The 14,132-nt window shown below is 56.7% G+C and carries 14 protein-coding genes and 3 pseudogenes; 10 read left to right on the top strand and 7 right to left on the bottom strand.

Going from position 1 to position 14,132, the window contains the following annotated elements; translation table 11 throughout:
• Window positions 1-23 precede the first annotated feature (23 nt).
• Window positions 24-434, bottom strand: a complete 411-nt coding sequence (locus tag AO268_RS22840; RefSeq protein WP_099169946.1) for a VOC family protein — start codon at window positions 432-434, stop codon at window positions 24-26.
• Window positions 435-703: 269 nt separating this feature from the next.
• On the opposite strand from AO268_RS22840, the gene AO268_RS22835 reads away from it, so the two are divergent.
• Window positions 704-1,312: a LysE family translocator gene (locus AO268_RS22835; protein ID WP_076964668.1), complete on the top strand. Its 609-nt coding sequence runs from the start codon at window positions 704-706 to the stop codon at window positions 1,310-1,312.
• Window positions 1,313-1,587: 275 nt separating this feature from the next.
• Here the strand turns inward: AO268_RS22835 and AO268_RS22830 are convergent, their stop codons facing one another.
• Entirely contained in the window at window positions 1,588-1,944 is a 357-nt protein-coding gene (locus AO268_RS22830; RefSeq protein ID WP_232243949.1) for a hypothetical protein, read from the bottom strand.
• Window positions 1,931-2,098, bottom strand: a complete 168-nt coding sequence (locus AO268_RS32800) for a hypothetical protein (protein ID WP_169899143.1) — start codon at window positions 2,096-2,098, stop codon at window positions 1,931-1,933. Before AO268_RS32800 ends, AO268_RS22830 begins: the two co-directional genes overlap by 14 nt.
• A 137-nt stretch (window positions 2,099-2,235) precedes the next feature.
• On the opposite strand from AO268_RS32800, the gene AO268_RS22825 reads away from it, so the two are divergent.
• Together AO268_RS22825 and AO268_RS22820 are read left to right on the top strand one after the other, a co-directional pair.
• Complete coding sequence (locus tag AO268_RS22825; protein WP_076964670.1) at window positions 2,236-2,910, top strand: response regulator transcription factor; 675 nt, start codon at window positions 2,236-2,238, stop codon at window positions 2,908-2,910.
• On the top strand, window positions 2,903-4,234 hold the full coding sequence (locus AO268_RS22820; RefSeq protein WP_099169945.1) for a sensor histidine kinase: 1,332 nt from the start codon (window positions 2,903-2,905) through the stop codon (window positions 4,232-4,234). Before AO268_RS22825 ends, AO268_RS22820 begins: the two co-directional genes overlap by 8 nt.
• Window positions 4,235-4,714: 480 nt before the next feature.
• Here the strand turns inward: AO268_RS22820 and AO268_RS32795 are convergent, their stop codons facing one another.
• Both AO268_RS32795 and AO268_RS32460 read right to left on the bottom strand, forming a co-directional pair.
• Complete coding sequence (locus AO268_RS32795; protein WP_169901875.1) at window positions 4,715-4,873, bottom strand: hypothetical protein; 159 nt, start codon at window positions 4,871-4,873, stop codon at window positions 4,715-4,717.
• Window positions 4,874-5,281: 408 nt separating this feature from the next.
• The gene (locus AO268_RS32460) at window positions 5,282-5,671 is read right to left on the bottom strand and encodes a hypothetical protein (protein WP_141562839.1); all 390 of its coding nucleotides are present in this window, start codon (window positions 5,669-5,671) and stop codon (window positions 5,282-5,284) included.
• A 173-nt stretch (window positions 5,672-5,844) separates the two neighbouring features.
• On the opposite strand from AO268_RS32460, the gene AO268_RS22815 reads away from it, so the two are divergent.
• Complete coding sequence (locus AO268_RS22815) at window positions 5,845-6,408, top strand: hypothetical protein (protein ID WP_076964672.1); 564 nt, start codon at window positions 5,845-5,847, stop codon at window positions 6,406-6,408.
• Window positions 6,409-6,432: 24 nt separating this feature from the next.
• A complete protein-coding gene (locus AO268_RS22810; RefSeq protein ID WP_076964673.1) occupies window positions 6,433-6,810 on the top strand; it encodes a hypothetical protein in 378 nt (125 codons plus the stop codon).
• A 22-nt stretch (window positions 6,811-6,832) separates the two neighbouring features.
• Here the strand turns inward: AO268_RS22810 and AO268_RS33290 are convergent.
• Window positions 6,833-7,015, bottom strand: a pseudogene (locus tag AO268_RS33290) (hypothetical protein); the annotation flags it as partial.
• Between AO268_RS33290 and AO268_RS33855 the strand changes: the two are divergent.
• From AO268_RS33855 to AO268_RS22780, 5 genes and pseudogenes are all read left to right on the top strand, one after another.
• Complete coding sequence (locus AO268_RS33855) at window positions 6,977-7,114, top strand: hypothetical protein (RefSeq protein WP_176561408.1); 138 nt, start codon at window positions 6,977-6,979, stop codon at window positions 7,112-7,114. The pseudogene AO268_RS33290 and the gene AO268_RS33855 overlap by 39 nt on opposite strands.
• A gap of 49 nt (window positions 7,115-7,163) precedes the next feature.
• Window positions 7,164-8,681, top strand: a pseudogene (gene tnpC, locus AO268_RS22795) (IS66 family transposase); the annotation flags it as partial.
• 164 nt (window positions 8,682-8,845) lie between these two features.
• Window positions 8,846-9,733, top strand: a complete 888-nt coding sequence (locus AO268_RS22790; RefSeq protein WP_141562838.1) for a hypothetical protein — start codon at window positions 8,846-8,848, stop codon at window positions 9,731-9,733.
• Between the two features lies 1 nt (window position 9,734).
• Window positions 9,735-11,150 carry a saccharopine dehydrogenase C-terminal domain-containing protein gene (locus AO268_RS22785; protein ID WP_099169943.1) on the top strand — a complete coding sequence of 472 codons (1,416 nt, stop codon included), beginning with the start codon at window positions 9,735-9,737 and terminating at the stop codon, window positions 11,148-11,150.
• Window positions 11,151-11,166: 16 nt separating this feature from the next.
• Window positions 11,167-12,336, top strand: coding sequence for an MFS transporter (locus tag AO268_RS22780; protein ID WP_076964676.1), 1,170 nt, complete (start codon window positions 11,167-11,169; stop codon window positions 12,334-12,336).
• A 377-nt stretch (window positions 12,337-12,713) separates the two neighbouring features.
• Here the strand turns inward: AO268_RS22780 and AO268_RS22775 are convergent.
• Window positions 12,714-13,988, bottom strand: a pseudogene (locus tag AO268_RS22775) (tyrosine-type recombinase/integrase); the annotation flags it as partial.
• Between the last annotated feature and the right edge of the window lie 144 nt (window positions 13,989-14,132).

Below are 14,132 nucleotides of genomic sequence, written 5' to 3'. Positions count from 1 at the left end.
CATTATTCGCAGCGGTCTGGCCTTTATGCCGTGGCCTGGAGATCGCCGCGATGCACGATATGCACTTTGTTCCCGTCCGGGTCCCGCAGATAGGCGCCATAGTAACCGTCGCCATAATGCGGGCGTGGGCCGGGCTCGCCGTCATTGAGTCCACCCGCCAGCACTCCGGCGGCATAAGCCACATCGACGGCATCGGGAGAGGGGGCAGAGAAAGCCACCATGCTGCCATTGCCCGCTGTGGCGTCCTGGCGGTTGTAAGGGGAGTAGACATAGAAACGTGGCATTGGGCTGCCTGGGGTGATCCAGCAAGCGGAAGAGGGCCCGTCATCCGGGGTCACAGGGCGGCGGCACAGGCCCAGTGGGATCAATACGGCATCGTAGAATGCGGCGGCTTTATCCAGGTCGTTGGTGCCTACGGTGATGTGGCTGAACATGCTGACTCCTTGAGGGCTGTAGGTGCGCGACAGCCAGGGTTTTCAGATGACAGCACCATAGCAGAGCGGGGTTGAACCATCCAGAGTACTAGGCTCATCGCAGCAGCTCCCACATGGATCTTTATTGCAGGTTGTCAGCGGCCTTGAGTGGGGAACTTGGCGGAACACCCTCCAAATTGTATCTCTCGATCTACCCCTAGCTGTACGGGGCGAGGCGTCACAGAACGCTCTACTGTCAGGGCAACAATAATTTGCCCGGATAACGCCCCATGTTGATGTCCACCAGCCTGCTGTCGGCCTTTGCGCTGTTTGCCTTCGTCTCTTCGATTACCCCTGGCCCCAATAACACCATGCTGTTGGCGTCGGGGGTGAACTTCGGTTTTCGCCGTTCGATTCCCCATGCCCTGGGGATCAGCGTGGGCTTTATGGTGTTGGTGATTTCGGTCGGCCTGGGCCTGGGGGAGGTGTTCAAGGCATTGCCTTGGGCGTACACCGCGTTGCGTTATATCGGGGCGGCGTACTTGTTGTACCTGGCGTGGAAGATTGCGACCTCCAGCGCGATGTCAGACGACACGGACGGCAAGCGCAAGCCCATGACCTTTCTTGCCGCCGCGGTGTTCCAATGGGTCAACCCCAAGGCCTGGGTCATGGCGTTGGGGGCGATCACCACCTATACACCGGCTGAAGGTTACTTCACCAACGTGCTGGTCATCGCCGTGGTGTTTGCCGTGGTCAACCTGCCCAGTGTGTGCGTGTGGGCCGGGTGTGGCACCGGTTTGCGCAATATCCTGCGTGAGCCTCGCTGGTTGAAAATCTTCAACGGGTCGATGGCGGGGCTGTTGGTGCTGTCGTTGTACCCGATGTTTTTTGCCGGCTAAAGAGCCGAGGCCTTTGCGGGCCAGGGCTCAGACCGGTGAGATGGTGGCAAGCAGGCCGATCCCGATGGTCAGTGCCAGAAACCCAAACAGAAAAAGTGCCATCTTAGCCATGGGGCCTCCAAAAGGCAGAAGGGTGGCAGGAGGGTTCCTGCCGATGAGCCATTGTCGGGGTTGTGGGCTGTTCGGTACAGATGCAGCTGATAAAGAAAAAAGCGTATCAGATGCAGCTTGCAGGCTGGTGTGCCGGGGTTTGGGCTGGGGCCTGGAGGTGCTGATCAGACCGTCCGGGCCCCCTTGGGCGTTCTTGGGGCGGGCTCAGCGGCAGGCAGGATGTATTTGAGCCATTCCGTGCGGCGCGGGCCTGGCAGGTCCGGCGTCAGGTCGGCGCCCGTCGCTTCAGCCTCATCGATGGGGTAGCAATTGTCACTGCTGCGCCGGCCATCGGGGTAGACAATAAACCCCCCGCGCCCGCTGTCACAGTCGTGCAGATACACCGGCGACAGTTCTCGCTGCTTATCAATGCGCGCATTCAAATGCATGATATAGGCGCCCATCGCAATCGATACCCCCATAATCACCCCCAGGCATATCACCACCTGCCAGGTGTAACGGGTGCCGCTATCGGAAGGCATTGGCGCCACAGCACGGAGCTGCCTGCTCGATGCTCGTGCCCAGCAGAAACCGGCTGCCTTCCCCCCGATGCCCGCGAGCGGGCAGGACGCTGGCCATCAGGGCGAAGAGAATCAAGGCCAGCAGGACTCTTTTGACCATCGAGTAACGGTTCATGACGGTGATGACCTCTGGATAGGAAGAGGCCAGCTTAGAGAGTGGCGGGTTAACGCGAGGTAAACATCCACGGGAAATCGCGCGACTTCCGTTATCCTTCAACCCTCTGCGCAACACCTGTCCGAGGGGACGTTCCCGTGCATATTCATCTGTTGCTGGTCGAGGACAACCTTGACCTGGCCACGACCATCATCGAATACCTGGAGATCAGCGGCATGGTCTGCGACCACGTCAGCAATGGCCAGGCCGGTCTTAACCTGGCACTCGACCAGCATTACGACGTGATCCTCCTGGACATCATGTTGCCGCGCCTGGACGGCCAGCAAGTGTGCGAACGGTTACGCGCGCAAGGCAGCCAGACGCCGATCCTGATGCTCACTTCACTGGACGCCCTCCCGGACAAGCTCGCCAGCTTTGCAGCAGGCGCCGACGACTATCTGGTCAAGCCCTTCGAGCTGGCCGAACTGGTCGCCAGGATTCGTGCCCTGAGCATGCGCCGCAGCAGCCAGACCAGCCGCCTGCAAGTGGACGACCTGGTGATGGAGCTGACGACCCGCACCGTCAGCCGCGCCGGGCAGGTACTGCATTTGTCGCCCATCTGCTGGACCTTGCTGGAGTACCTGATGCGCGCCAGCCCTGAACCCGTGCCCCGGGAACGCCTGGAAACCACAATCTGGGGCGACGAACCGCCGGACAGCAATACCCTCAAGGTCCACATGCATCGGCTGCGCAAGGCGGTCGACAAACCCTTCAACCGGCCGTTGATCCACACCCTTCCCGGGGTCGGTATTCAGGTCAAACCCCATGCGTAACGGCCTGAGCCTGAAGTGGGTGATCAGCGGCAGCTTCCTGTTCCTGATTGCCGTGGTGTTACTGATCTACAGCCAGCTGCTGCCGGTATACACCGTGCGCGGCCTGCTCTACACCGCCAGCGCGATGATGGAAGAGGAGGCCCGGTATTTCGTCAGGCACTACGAGAAGGACCCGACCACGCCACCCCCGCACAATTACTTCTTCGAGTCCGTCATCGGCAAGGAAGCCTTGCCGGCCAGTGTGCGTGAGTTGCTCAAGGCACCGCCGAGCATGTCCTTCGGCGCGGTCCAGGTCTTTGGTGATACCGACTCCGATGACGACGACACAGAGGTCCGGGCGGTCCTTTCCCAGCCCCTGGGCGACGGCAAGACCCTGTATATGTATGACATCGACCATGATCACGAAGAGGGTGGCGAGGTCGAGACGCCGCTGTCCGACGCCTACTTTGACCAGGTCCTGCAAGGCGTCGTGTTTATCAGCCTGGCGGTGTTCGTGCCGGCGCTGATCATCATCGCCCTGTTGGTCTGGTGGCTGGTGCGGCCGCTGGGGCGCCTGGCCCAATGGTCCGGCACCCTGAAAAACCCTGATGCCATGGCCTGCAAACGCCCGGATTTCAGCTTCAAGGAGTTCAATACCCTGGCCGACGCCCTGGCCCAGAGTGTTGAGCAAGTGCAGGCCGCCAGCCAGCGCGAAGGGCGCCTGTTGCGCTACACCAGCCATGAACTGCGAACCCCGCTGGCGGTGCTCAAGGCCAATATAGAACTGCTGACCCTGCAGGCCGGCGGTGTCCTGCCACCCGCCCTGCAACGTATTGAGCGCTCGGTGCTGAATATGCAGCTTATCGCCGAGACCTTGCTGTGGATGAGCCGCGAGCGCCCCGAACCGTTGCCGCAGGAAGACATTGACCTGAGCGCGTTGGTGGGCGAGTTGATTGACAAACATCGCTACCTGATCGGCAACCGGGATATCGAGCTGCTTGTCGACATCCACAACGAACCCTGCCGACTCCCCCCCACCGCGTGTCGCATCGTGATCGGCAACTTCCTGCGCAATGCGCTGCAATACGCGGAAGAAGGCCAGGTAGAAATCAGCTTCGACTATCCCCGGTTGGTGATTGCCAATCACGTCCGGGAGGCCAAGCCGCGGGAGGAGTCCAATGATTTCGGTTACGGCCTGGGGCTGCAATTGATGCGTCAGTTATGCGCAAAATTGGGTTGGCAGATTGAGGTGATCCTTGAGCAGCAGCGTTTTACGGTGATTCTTGAGTTCACGAGTTTGCAGGGCGGAACAGGTAGTAAAGTTGTGGGGCGCACAGGTGCGTAACGCTGGGAACCAGGCCATCAATAGATGGGCGGCGCCGATGCGGTCGTGTCACAACGTGCTTGAGGGTAAGTTCTCACAGAGGTAAACCGTGTCATAGGTGTAGGCAACCGTTAATGGGTGCTGGGAGATGCCTTCTGCGACGATGACCTTGGTGGGTGGTTTGACGGAGTGTAGTTTCACGGCACCTTGACATACCGATTCGGCTTTTTGCTGACACGGGGTGGCGTCCGTAGGGATGCTGCTGGAGCAGATCACCGACACCCGTCGCGTGGCGTCTTGGCTTACCGTCTTGGGCGGTTCTTGAGCGCAGCCAGAAAGAGACAACGGTATCGTTGTCAGCAATACGCCCATTCTGGCAACGGTTCTGAAAAAACCAGGCATATTCCTCATGGTCAGCCTCACTGCGTTATCGTCATGCTTGCGGTGGCTCGGGTAGACCCGTAGCGAATCCGTGAGTAAACGGGATCGGCATAACTGAATTCAAGGACCGTGCCGATGAACATCAGATCCGCCCTTTGACTCGCAAAAAAGCTTGCGTAACTGACTTTTTTCCTCGGCATCAACCTCGGACGTGGCGTAGATCAACGGTGAAAGTGTTAGACCCAGTGCGCCCAGCATCAGCAGGTATGAGGCGTTCATAATCCATTCCTTTGATGAAGTGAGACCTGATGTGAACCTATCACTGACACTCGGCTGTTTTATGACAAAAGCTCGCGTGTTGCTACGCCGTACACGTGAAAAACGCTTGGCAGGACGCCGGATGATGGGAGTTGCAGAGAGGGGTCTAAAATTGCGCTGCGGAAAAGATAAGGGCCTGTATGAAGTTCATCATGCAAGCCGACGACCGAGACCTAATCCTACTCAAGGCCTGTCAGGCCTATAGGCGCGAAACAACAGTCTGAAAAGAAGTGAGCCGGGCGGATGCGTTAACATCCAGACCGGCTAGCCATTCGGGGCACTAGCCTAGGAAAGTATTAATATAGGTTCGGTAGTACTTGCTATTGATCTCAAAGGCTAACTTGACCTTTACTTACCGGCCTCTGCCTATTAGCTTGATCGTGACTTTGTGCAAAAACTTTTGAGGATATGGTAGTTGTGTGGTAAATGGTCACCGTAATAAGAGACCACATCTCCAACGACCATAAATGGTGTAAATCCTTCATAGCCACCTTCTGCGCCTTTATAATTTACATACCCACAGACTCCTTCATAGCTTTTACCGCTAGCGAAGCGCCCCTTGAATTTGTAAATAGTTTCAAATTTCGCGGAGTCAGGGTCTGATATACGTCTGAGCAGCTTTCTTTTTGCATCGGCGATTTCGGTCTTGCTTGCAATAGAGTGCTCGACTGTGGGGGGAGCGGGTGGCGCTGGGGGAGGAAGAAGTCCGCATCCTGTAAGTGCAAGAGTGAAACCAGCTATGGTTATTTTCTTTAACATTTTCCAGAATCCTTTTTCTAGTGCTTTAGCGCCGAAGCACATGGCCGCCTGTGTCACGATGGTATTGGCGTAGAAGTCTCTTATGTATAGTACGAATGTGCTAGGTGGCCCTTTGCCTCATGTCCAGGGTGTGAAGCTATTGTCTTCAAAAATAACGGCAAAGGACCGCCCCTATGATCGCTTTTACAAGGCATCTCCTACCTGTCGCATTACTGTGTAGTGCCCTCTCTGCCCAGGCGAGCGAAGTGCTGAAGGGCGACTTCTGGGTCGTTCACCACCAAGGTGCCTTGGGCAAGAATCAGGTGTTCATCGCAGACGGCGACCCCACTCACATCGTCAATCGCCCAGGTGGCGCGAAATCATTGGGTGTCTATCAACTTTACGAAGAGCCCGGTAAACCCAACTTCACCGCTTACGATGTCGAAATCGATTGTGCGAAGAACCGCGTGCGAATAATGGGGGCAGCGGATTTTCGCAGCGTGTTCAATGAGCTTCGCAATACGAAGTATTCCAGCCAATGGCAGAGCAAACCTGACGCCTGGTTGGTGCAAAGCCGTGACTTTGTCTGTAAGCCGACTGAACGCCAGGCCAAGAAGATGGAGCACTTGGGTGTGATGTCCGCGTCGCAAATGAGCAAGGCAGGGCCGCAGTTCTTCGAGATATTGAACCGCGAGGCCGCCAAGACGGCCATCATGCAGAAGATAGATGAAGGGTTCGCGCAGATGCCTGCCAAGTAACGCGACCTTCAGGGAGAAGACCTTATGAACCGATTGTTTATGTTGGCCCTGCTCGCCACCTTGCTCAGTGGCTGTGCATCATTGTCGGCCAGCAGTGCCTGGAAAGATCGCCCGGTGGGCGAACTGATCGACTTCTTCGGTGTGCCAAGGCAGATCATGGTGGCGCCGGCGGAAGATATGGTAGTGCTTAGGTATGTACGTGACAGTAGCTATGTCTCACGTGAAGCAGCGGGTACTTACACGGGGCCGCAGAACGGGCAACTTGTGCACGCAGAATACTGGGAAGACGTACAGCACTCAGGCAGTTGCGAGATCAATGTGTTCGTCAACAGAGCGCGGCTGGTGCAGAAGGTGCGGACGAAAGGGCGTTGTGTAGCGGTCGAGATGGCACCAGCAGGGTAGCGCATGGGCCACTGGCAAGAAGCCAACCCCACCGCACCAGGTCTGCGTGTAGCGTTTCATCTTGCTGGTGGAGCAGGGCGACTTGGGTGGTTGGTGCCACGTTGTAACGCTCAAGCGGTGCTTCACCCACTGAGTTTGCCAGGGCGTTTGGCTGGCGGCACGCCGTTTGCATCAGGGAAAATCCTCCTGGCCAGGTAATCGGCATGGCAATCAGATGGCGTTAAGTCCCGAGCAGTTACAGGCTCTGGTGGTCGGTCTTCCCTGGCAGCGGCTTGGGTCTGACGGAGCCATCCGTAACCATTAAGAGACATGGATGACAGACATCGATCAGCAGATCGGGCAGAGTCATCGCCATGATTCCTATGCCCCCTCTCGATCAGCTCGACACCGAACAACTGCGCAGCTTCGCTGCGCAACTGCTTGAGCATGTCGAACGCCTTGATAAAGAAGTGCTGCACCAAAAGACCCGCAACCAGCAGCTCATTCACGAGATAGCCCAGCTCAAGCGTCACCGCTTCGCCAAACGTTCCGAGTCCTTAAGCCCTGGTCAGGCCAGCTTGCTCGACGACCTGATTGAAGCCGACCTGGCCGCCATCGAAGCCGAGCTTGAAATCCTGGCCCCCAAACCCGCGCAATCACCAGCCCGTCAGCACCCCAAACGTACTGCTCTGCCTGACGAGTTTCCTCGCACACTAATTCATCACGAACCTGACAACACCCAATGCCCATGCGGCTGCGCCCTCAAGCATATCGTCGAAGACGTCAGCGAAAAGCTCGACTACACGCCGGGCGTGTTCAGCGTTGAACGGCACGTTCGCGGCAAATGGGTCTGCAACAACTGCGAAACCTTGATCCAGGCTCCGGTTCCCGCGCAAGTCATCGACAAAGGCATCCCGACTTCCGGGCTGCTGGCCCAGTTGATGATCGCGAAATACGCCAATCATTTACCGCTGTACCGCCAGGAGCAAATCTTCGGGCGGGCCGATCTTGCAACTCCTCGTTCAACCTTGGCCAGTTGGGTCGGTGTTTGCGGCGTGCAGTTGCAGCCGCTGGTCGATGCCCTGCGCGAAGTCGTGCTTGAACACAACGTGGTGCATGTCGATGAAACGCCGGTGCAGATGCTCGCACCGGGCGAGAAGAAAACCCATCGGGCTTACGTCTGGGGTTATGCGACAACGACAACCGCACCGATCAGCGCGGTGGTGTATGACTTCAGCCCCGGCCGCTCGGGCGAGTATGCCCGCAACTTTCTGGGAGATTGGAAAGGTAAGTTGGTCTGTGATGACTACGGTGGCTACAAAGCCAGTTTTGCACTCGGCGTCACGGAAATCGGCTGTATGACCCACGCCCGCCGCAAGTTATACAACTTGCACATCACAGGCAAAAGCGTGCTTGCCGAGCAAGCACTGCGTTACATCGCGGCCTTACATGAAGTTGAACGCGAAGTCCGCGATTTAGAACCGGATGTCCGACGACAAATACGTCAGGAAAAAGCAGCGCCTCTGATGGGCGCATTTCATGCCTGGATGATCGCCCTGCGCGAGCTTGTGCATGAAGGTTTGGGGATTACCAAAGCCTTGGACTACAGCCTCAAACGCTGGGTGGCGTTGAGTCGCTATCTGGATGACGACACGGTGCCGATAGACAACAATCACATCGAAAATCAGATAAGGCCATGGGCGCTTGGACGCAAAAATTGGCTGTTCGCCGGTTCCCTACGCAGCGGTCAACGTGCGGCGGCGCTGATGAGTTTGATCCAATCGGCCAAGCTTAACGGGCACGATGCGTATGCCTATCTGAAGGACGTTCTGACTCGCCTGCCGACGCAGCGGGCGAGTGAAATTGAGTTGTTGCCGCATCGTTGGCAACCGGCTTATCTATGCAAGATGGGATGCCTGACCGCTTACCGAAAACCGGCGTTCACTCTAATAGATTACGTTGGTTTTGGGTTTCGTTGCTCCCAGAATTCCGATACATCAAGCTGTTCTCATGCCAGGCTGTCACACCACTTGGAACGTAATCGGGACGGTGGCTCATGAATGATCAACAGATAATAGAAGAGATAAGAGAGTGGTTTACCAGTTGCCTGGGGTGTGCAGCCGGGCGACGGGAGTTCAGTAAAAAACGTTATATGTTGGCGATTGCACGGACCACGGATGAGGCCAGGGAGAGTTTTGAGGCGTATGTACGAGCCCTTGAGGCTCGAGAAGTAGTGGCCTGTTTGATCATTTGTCCGACCACTCACCCTGAGCAGAGCCAATACAGCGTGGCTCAGGAAGTACGGCGCTTGTCGGCGCTGTTCAGCCCGCTCAGTGAGTTCTCTGCCGAAGCATTGGCGACCGGCCATGCGCTGAATAAAAAGCTCTACCTGATGTGCCCGGTGACCAAGGCCAAGGTGTTATTCGAAGACTTTGATGCGGTGGTGTTTTGTCCACAATCCGATGACTTAGACGACGAACTTTATGACCCTTTGATGTCTGCACCGATTCCGGCAGTTAACTTCAACTCAGATGTTTATGCCTTTTCAATGTTCTGTCGCGACATGAGCGTGCAGAAGTTCAAACGCGAAGTATATGAGTTGACCCCTACAGAACGCGGACAACTCTACGAAGTGGTGTTACATGGTTGGCAGCGTCTTGCCGAAAAAACCTTGGGTAACTACATCGCCATGACCGATGTTGAAAAGTGCCCGGTGTACTTGCATGACAACAATCGGTACTGGTTCGCCAACCATCAGGACCCGGCGTTTGCCGAATCGGTAAAGGACTTGTATCGGCACGACATGCCGTTGATTTATGTGCCGAAGATCTTTTGTGAATGGGAGCAATATTTCGCCAGCGGGCGTATCCCGGACTTCAGTGAAACGTCCACGCCTGGCAGCCAGCACCTGGATACATCTGAAACGACTCTTGAGGCCATTTGAAATGAGCAAGGACGCAAATACTTCCGGCAAAAAGTGGGTATTCATCGGTTTCGGCTCGATCACCAAGGCGACCCTCGGGCTGCTGGTGAGCGCGCGTACAATCGAGCTTTCATCGGCGGTGGTGATCGCGCCGCAGATCGAGCAGCACCAGCCCTTTGTTGACCTCGGGGTGAGTTTTATCGATGTGGCGCTCACGCCCGAAAACCTTGGCTGTGTGTTATGCGATGTGGTCCGCCAGGGTGATTTGATCGTCAACCTGTCGGTGAATGTGAGCAGCGCCGACCTGATCCGATTTGCCCATGCGCACGGCGCGCTGTACCTCGATACCTGCATTGAACCCTGGGTCGGTACCTACAACGAACCGAGCCTGAGCACCTCGCAGCGTTCCAACTATGCGTTGCGCGACCAGTTGTTGTCGCTAAAAAGCGAGCTCGGCCCAGGTCCGACAGCGGTGGTGACCCATGGCGCGAACCCGGGCCTGGTGTCGCACTTCGTCAAATCTGCATTGTTGCAGCTCGCGGCGAAACTCGACGTGAGCGTCCCCGACGGCCAAGAAGGCGTGGCCTGGGGCGAGCTGGCAATGGCACTGAACGTCAAGGTGATCCACATTGCCGAGCGCGATACCCAGCGCTCATCACGCATCAAGACCGACGACGAGTTCGTCAACACCTGGTCCGTCGACGGCTTCGTCAGCGAAGCCGGGCAGCCTGCCGAATTGGGCTGGGGCTCCCACGAAAAAACCTGGCCGCCGTTCGCCCATCATCATCTGTTCGGTTCCAATAGCGCCATTTACCTGGAACGCCCCGGCGCCTCGGTGTCAGTGAAAACCTGGACGCCCAATGGTGGCCCCTGCACCGGCCTGCTGATTACCCACAATGAAGCCATCTCGCTACCTGACTTTCTGACCGTCAAAGTGGGCGAGACGCTGCTGTACCGGCTCACCGTGTATTACGCCTATCACCCTTGCGACGATGCGCTGTTGTCGGTGCATGAATATGTCGGCAGAGGCTGGAGGCTCCAGAACACCAAGCGGATCATGAACGACGAAATTGCCCCCGGTGGTGTCGACGCACTGGGCGTTTTGCTCATGGGCCACGCTCTGAATGCCTACTGGTACGGCTCAATCCTGAGCATCGACGAGGCGCGCCAGATTGCCCCGTTCAACACCGCCACCAGCCTGCAAGTGGCCACCGGCGTGTACTCGGGTATTATCTGGGCCATCGAAAACCCCGACCGTGGAATTGTCGAGCCGGAACAGATGGACCACCAACGCGTGCTGGAAATTGCTCTACCTTTCCTTGGCAGCCTCCAAGGCATCCAGACCAACTGGACGCCGCTGGACACCATCAATGCCCTGTTCCACAAGCCCGAAGGTGAGTTGTGCCCGTGGCAGTTTGAACACTTTACGGCGGTTTAACCCAGGTCGATCCCCCATGGAAAGTCCGAGCATCGAATACACCGACAAGCAGCGCTGGTTTGCCCTCACCAAGATCAACACCCTCTCGGCACTGTCGCAGATCGTGCAGATCGGCACCGTCACGCCGCTGCTTTCGCTGTCGCTGGAACAACAAGGCGTGGAGCCGGCCAAGGTCGGCGTGATCGTCAGCGCCTCGTGGCTGGCGATCCTGCTGCTGTACAAATGGGTGCCGCATTTGCTCGCCCATCTGGGGCTGGTCAAGACCAACATCCTCAGTGCGGTGCTGACCATTGGTGCGCTGATCGGCATGACCTTGACCCACCACCTGGGGCTGATTTTTGCGCTGAATTTTGTCCTCGGTATCGGCCTGATCCTGCGCTGGATCGCCTGCGATACCTGGATCGTCGCCGTCGCCTCCAAAGACGAACGCGGCCGCGCGATTGGCGTTCACGAAACCCTCATGGGCCTGGGTATCGCCGTCGGCCCGTTGCTGCTGGTGGTCTTCGGCGTCGGCAGCGCCGCGCCTTACTACGCCTGTGCCGTTATCGTCCTGCTCTCCGGCGTACTGGCACTCACCCTCAAACCCTACGACACCCAACCACAAACCCCGGCAGAAAAACGCCACGGCAAATTATTCAGCGTCATCCCCACCGCGCTCTGTGGCGCTTTTATCGCCGGCTTTGCAGAAACCTCATCCGTATCATTCCTGGCCGGCTACAGCCTCTCGGCCGGCTACCTGCTCACAGCTGCGACCCTGCTGATCTCAGTCTTCGGCATTGGCGGCACCCTGCTGCAACTGCCCATCGGCTGGATGGCAGACCGCAGCTCCTACAAAATCGGCCAATTGGTCTGCGGATTGATCCTGCTGCTAGGCACCCTCGCCATCCCATTCAGCCAGTCGCTTCCCTGGTTGGCGACGCTCATCGTATTCCTGTGGGGCGGTGCCATTGGCGGCATGAACACCCTGGCCGTGATCGAAGCGGGAGACCGGGTGGGGGAGCATCAGGTATCTACGGCCATGACGGCGATTGCGATGTTTTATACGTTGGGGAGTGTGTTGGGACCGATTGCTACGGGGGCGACGGTTTCTTATGTGAGTGGGCATGGGCTGATGATATCGGTGGGGGCGGCGGGGGTGGTTTTTGTGGGGATGTTGGTGTTGCGCAGAGATCCGGCGCGAGAGTGATTGGTGGCAAATTTCAGGTACAAAAAGGGGGCGCTTCAGAATTCGGAAAATAAAGCACGTTAAGCCAACTTCAGCAGCCGCAACAATGGCCGGCCGGGGTGTGCCAGAACCTTCACTGTGCTGCGTCAGAGATGATTTTGTAAGTCCGAGCTAGGGGCTGTACGCCCAAACCCCAGATTTTTTTGTCGGAGGTTAGATGCAGGTCCTCCAGAAAGCTTCGTCATTCCAGATCCATTCCTTCAATCATTATATCGAGGTCAATAAGCTTCCCTTCGCTGTTAAAGGTGTAGTGCCCGTTGAGCAGGATGTGTCGCCAGGCTGCCGGCGATATTGGGGTTTGGGGAGCAATGGAGCCAAAAACCAACGGTCGATTCCCGGGACCGATTGGCGAAATCATGAGGGGTAACCCCTTCATCCCGGTTTGCCTCTAAATACTCACTCCACCAATTCATGATCAGCCTACGCTCTTCAATAAATTCAGCCTTATGAATGTAAGCCGCCCGCACACTGTTTCGCTCTTTATGGCTCATTTGCCGCTCAATCGCAGTGACTGACCACATCCCAGACTCGACCAACGCACTGCAAGCCATTGTGCGGAATCCATGCCCGCAAATTTCGGATTGCGTGTCGTAACCCATTGTTCGAAGCGCTTTGTTGACGGTATTTTCTGATAAGGGCTTACGGGGATTGGCGTTGCCAGCGAACACCAGGTCGTACCCACCCGTAATAACCTGGATTCGTTTGAGTAGTGCAATTGCTTGGGAGGATAACGGTACTAAATGGATGTCGCCCTCCATTTTTGTACCCCGAGTTGAAAAGCTGACGCCTTCAAGGGCAGGTCTCGTATCGGGGATTTCCCAGACAGCCCCCTTGAGATCGAACTCGCTCCAACGGGCAAAGCGCAGTTCGCTGGAGCGAACGAAGAGATGCAGTGAGAGCATAACGGCCAGGCGAGTGAGTGTGCGGCCTTTATAGCTGTCGATGCGCTCCAACAGTTCGGGTAAACGTGACAAAGGCAGTGCAGGGCGATGAGTCACGCGTCGCGGTTTGATCGAGCCTTCGAGATCGTACGCGGGGTTAACGCTAATCAGGCGGCTGCGCTTGGCTTCTCGCATAATATTCAGCAGGTAGTTTTTTACCCTCAATGCAACGTCAATTGATCCCTTCTGCTTGATTGTTTCCAGAGGCTGGAGGAGATCGTGGGTGTCCAGCTCAACGATCGACCGCGCCCCGATATGTGGAAAGACGTAGGTCTGAAGACGGCGTAAAACGTTTTTTGAATGGCCTGGGGTCCACCTGGGCGACATGTCTCGATGCCAATCCAGTGCGACATCTTCAAAGGTTCGGCTTTTCACCTCAGCTTCTTTTTTGACGCTGCGCTTATTTTCAATGGGGTCGATACCTTGCGTCAGCAGGCGTTTGAGCTCCAAACGTTTGGCTCGTGCATCTGTCAGGCTGACAACAGGATAATTGCCGAACGCCGTGAGTCCTTGCTTGCCATTGGGTTTGGTGTATCGAAAGCGCCATCCCTTTCGGCCGTTAGGCTGGATTAGCAGAAAAAGACCATCACCATCGAACAGACCGTATGGGTGATCTTTAGGCTTGGCCGTACGGCAAGCAGCGTCAGTGAGGGGAGCAGTGGTACGTGGCATAAGTATACAACCCATTATCGAACTGGCTTGTATCTCTAAAGCTATACCTAAGGATGGTCTGAAGTAGCCATGTATTTCCCCGGCATACCACCTAGCGCAACTTTTAAACTCGCCAAATGATCAAAAAACAATCAATTCGACGAG

The organism is Pseudomonas sp. ICMP 8385, assembly GCF_002699915.1.
GTDB classification, from domain to species: domain Bacteria; phylum Pseudomonadota; class Gammaproteobacteria; order Pseudomonadales; family Pseudomonadaceae; genus Aquipseudomonas; species Aquipseudomonas gessardii.
The sequence above is the reverse complement of the archived record's forward strand: the minus strand, read 5'-3'. Positions and strand labels throughout refer to the sequence as shown.

Excerpts from the sequence above, each read along its gene's own strand:
- AO268_RS22840 (WP_099169946.1), bottom strand. The coding sequence starts at position 434 with ATGTTCAGCCACATCACCGTAGGCACCAACGACCTGGATAAAGCCGCC.
- AO268_RS22835 (WP_076964668.1), top strand. The coding sequence starts at position 704 with ATGTTGATGTCCACCAGCCTGCTGTCGGCCTTTGCGCTGTTTGCCTTC.
- AO268_RS22830 (WP_232243949.1), bottom strand. The coding sequence starts at position 1,944 with ATGCCTTCCGATAGCGGCACCCGTTACACCTGGCAGGTGGTGATATGC.
- AO268_RS32800 (WP_169899143.1), bottom strand. The coding sequence starts at position 2,098 with ATGAACCGTTACTCGATGGTCAAAAGAGTCCTGCTGGCCTTGATTCTC.
- AO268_RS22820 (WP_099169945.1), top strand. The coding sequence starts at position 2,903 with ATGCGTAACGGCCTGAGCCTGAAGTGGGTGATCAGCGGCAGCTTCCTG.
- AO268_RS32795 (WP_169901875.1), bottom strand. The coding sequence starts at position 4,873 with ATGAACGCCTCATACCTGCTGATGCTGGGCGCACTGGGTCTAACACTT.
- AO268_RS32460 (WP_141562839.1), bottom strand. The coding sequence starts at position 5,671 with ATGTTAAAGAAAATAACCATAGCTGGTTTCACTCTTGCACTTACAGGA.
- AO268_RS22815 (WP_076964672.1), top strand. The coding sequence starts at position 5,845 with ATGATCGCTTTTACAAGGCATCTCCTACCTGTCGCATTACTGTGTAGT.
- AO268_RS22810 (WP_076964673.1), top strand. The coding sequence starts at position 6,433 with ATGAACCGATTGTTTATGTTGGCCCTGCTCGCCACCTTGCTCAGTGGC.
- AO268_RS22790 (WP_141562838.1), top strand. The coding sequence starts at position 8,846 with ATGAATGATCAACAGATAATAGAAGAGATAAGAGAGTGGTTTACCAGT.
- AO268_RS22785 (WP_099169943.1), top strand. The coding sequence starts at position 9,735 with ATGAGCAAGGACGCAAATACTTCCGGCAAAAAGTGGGTATTCATCGGT.
- AO268_RS22780 (WP_076964676.1), top strand. The coding sequence starts at position 11,167 with ATGGAAAGTCCGAGCATCGAATACACCGACAAGCAGCGCTGGTTTGCC.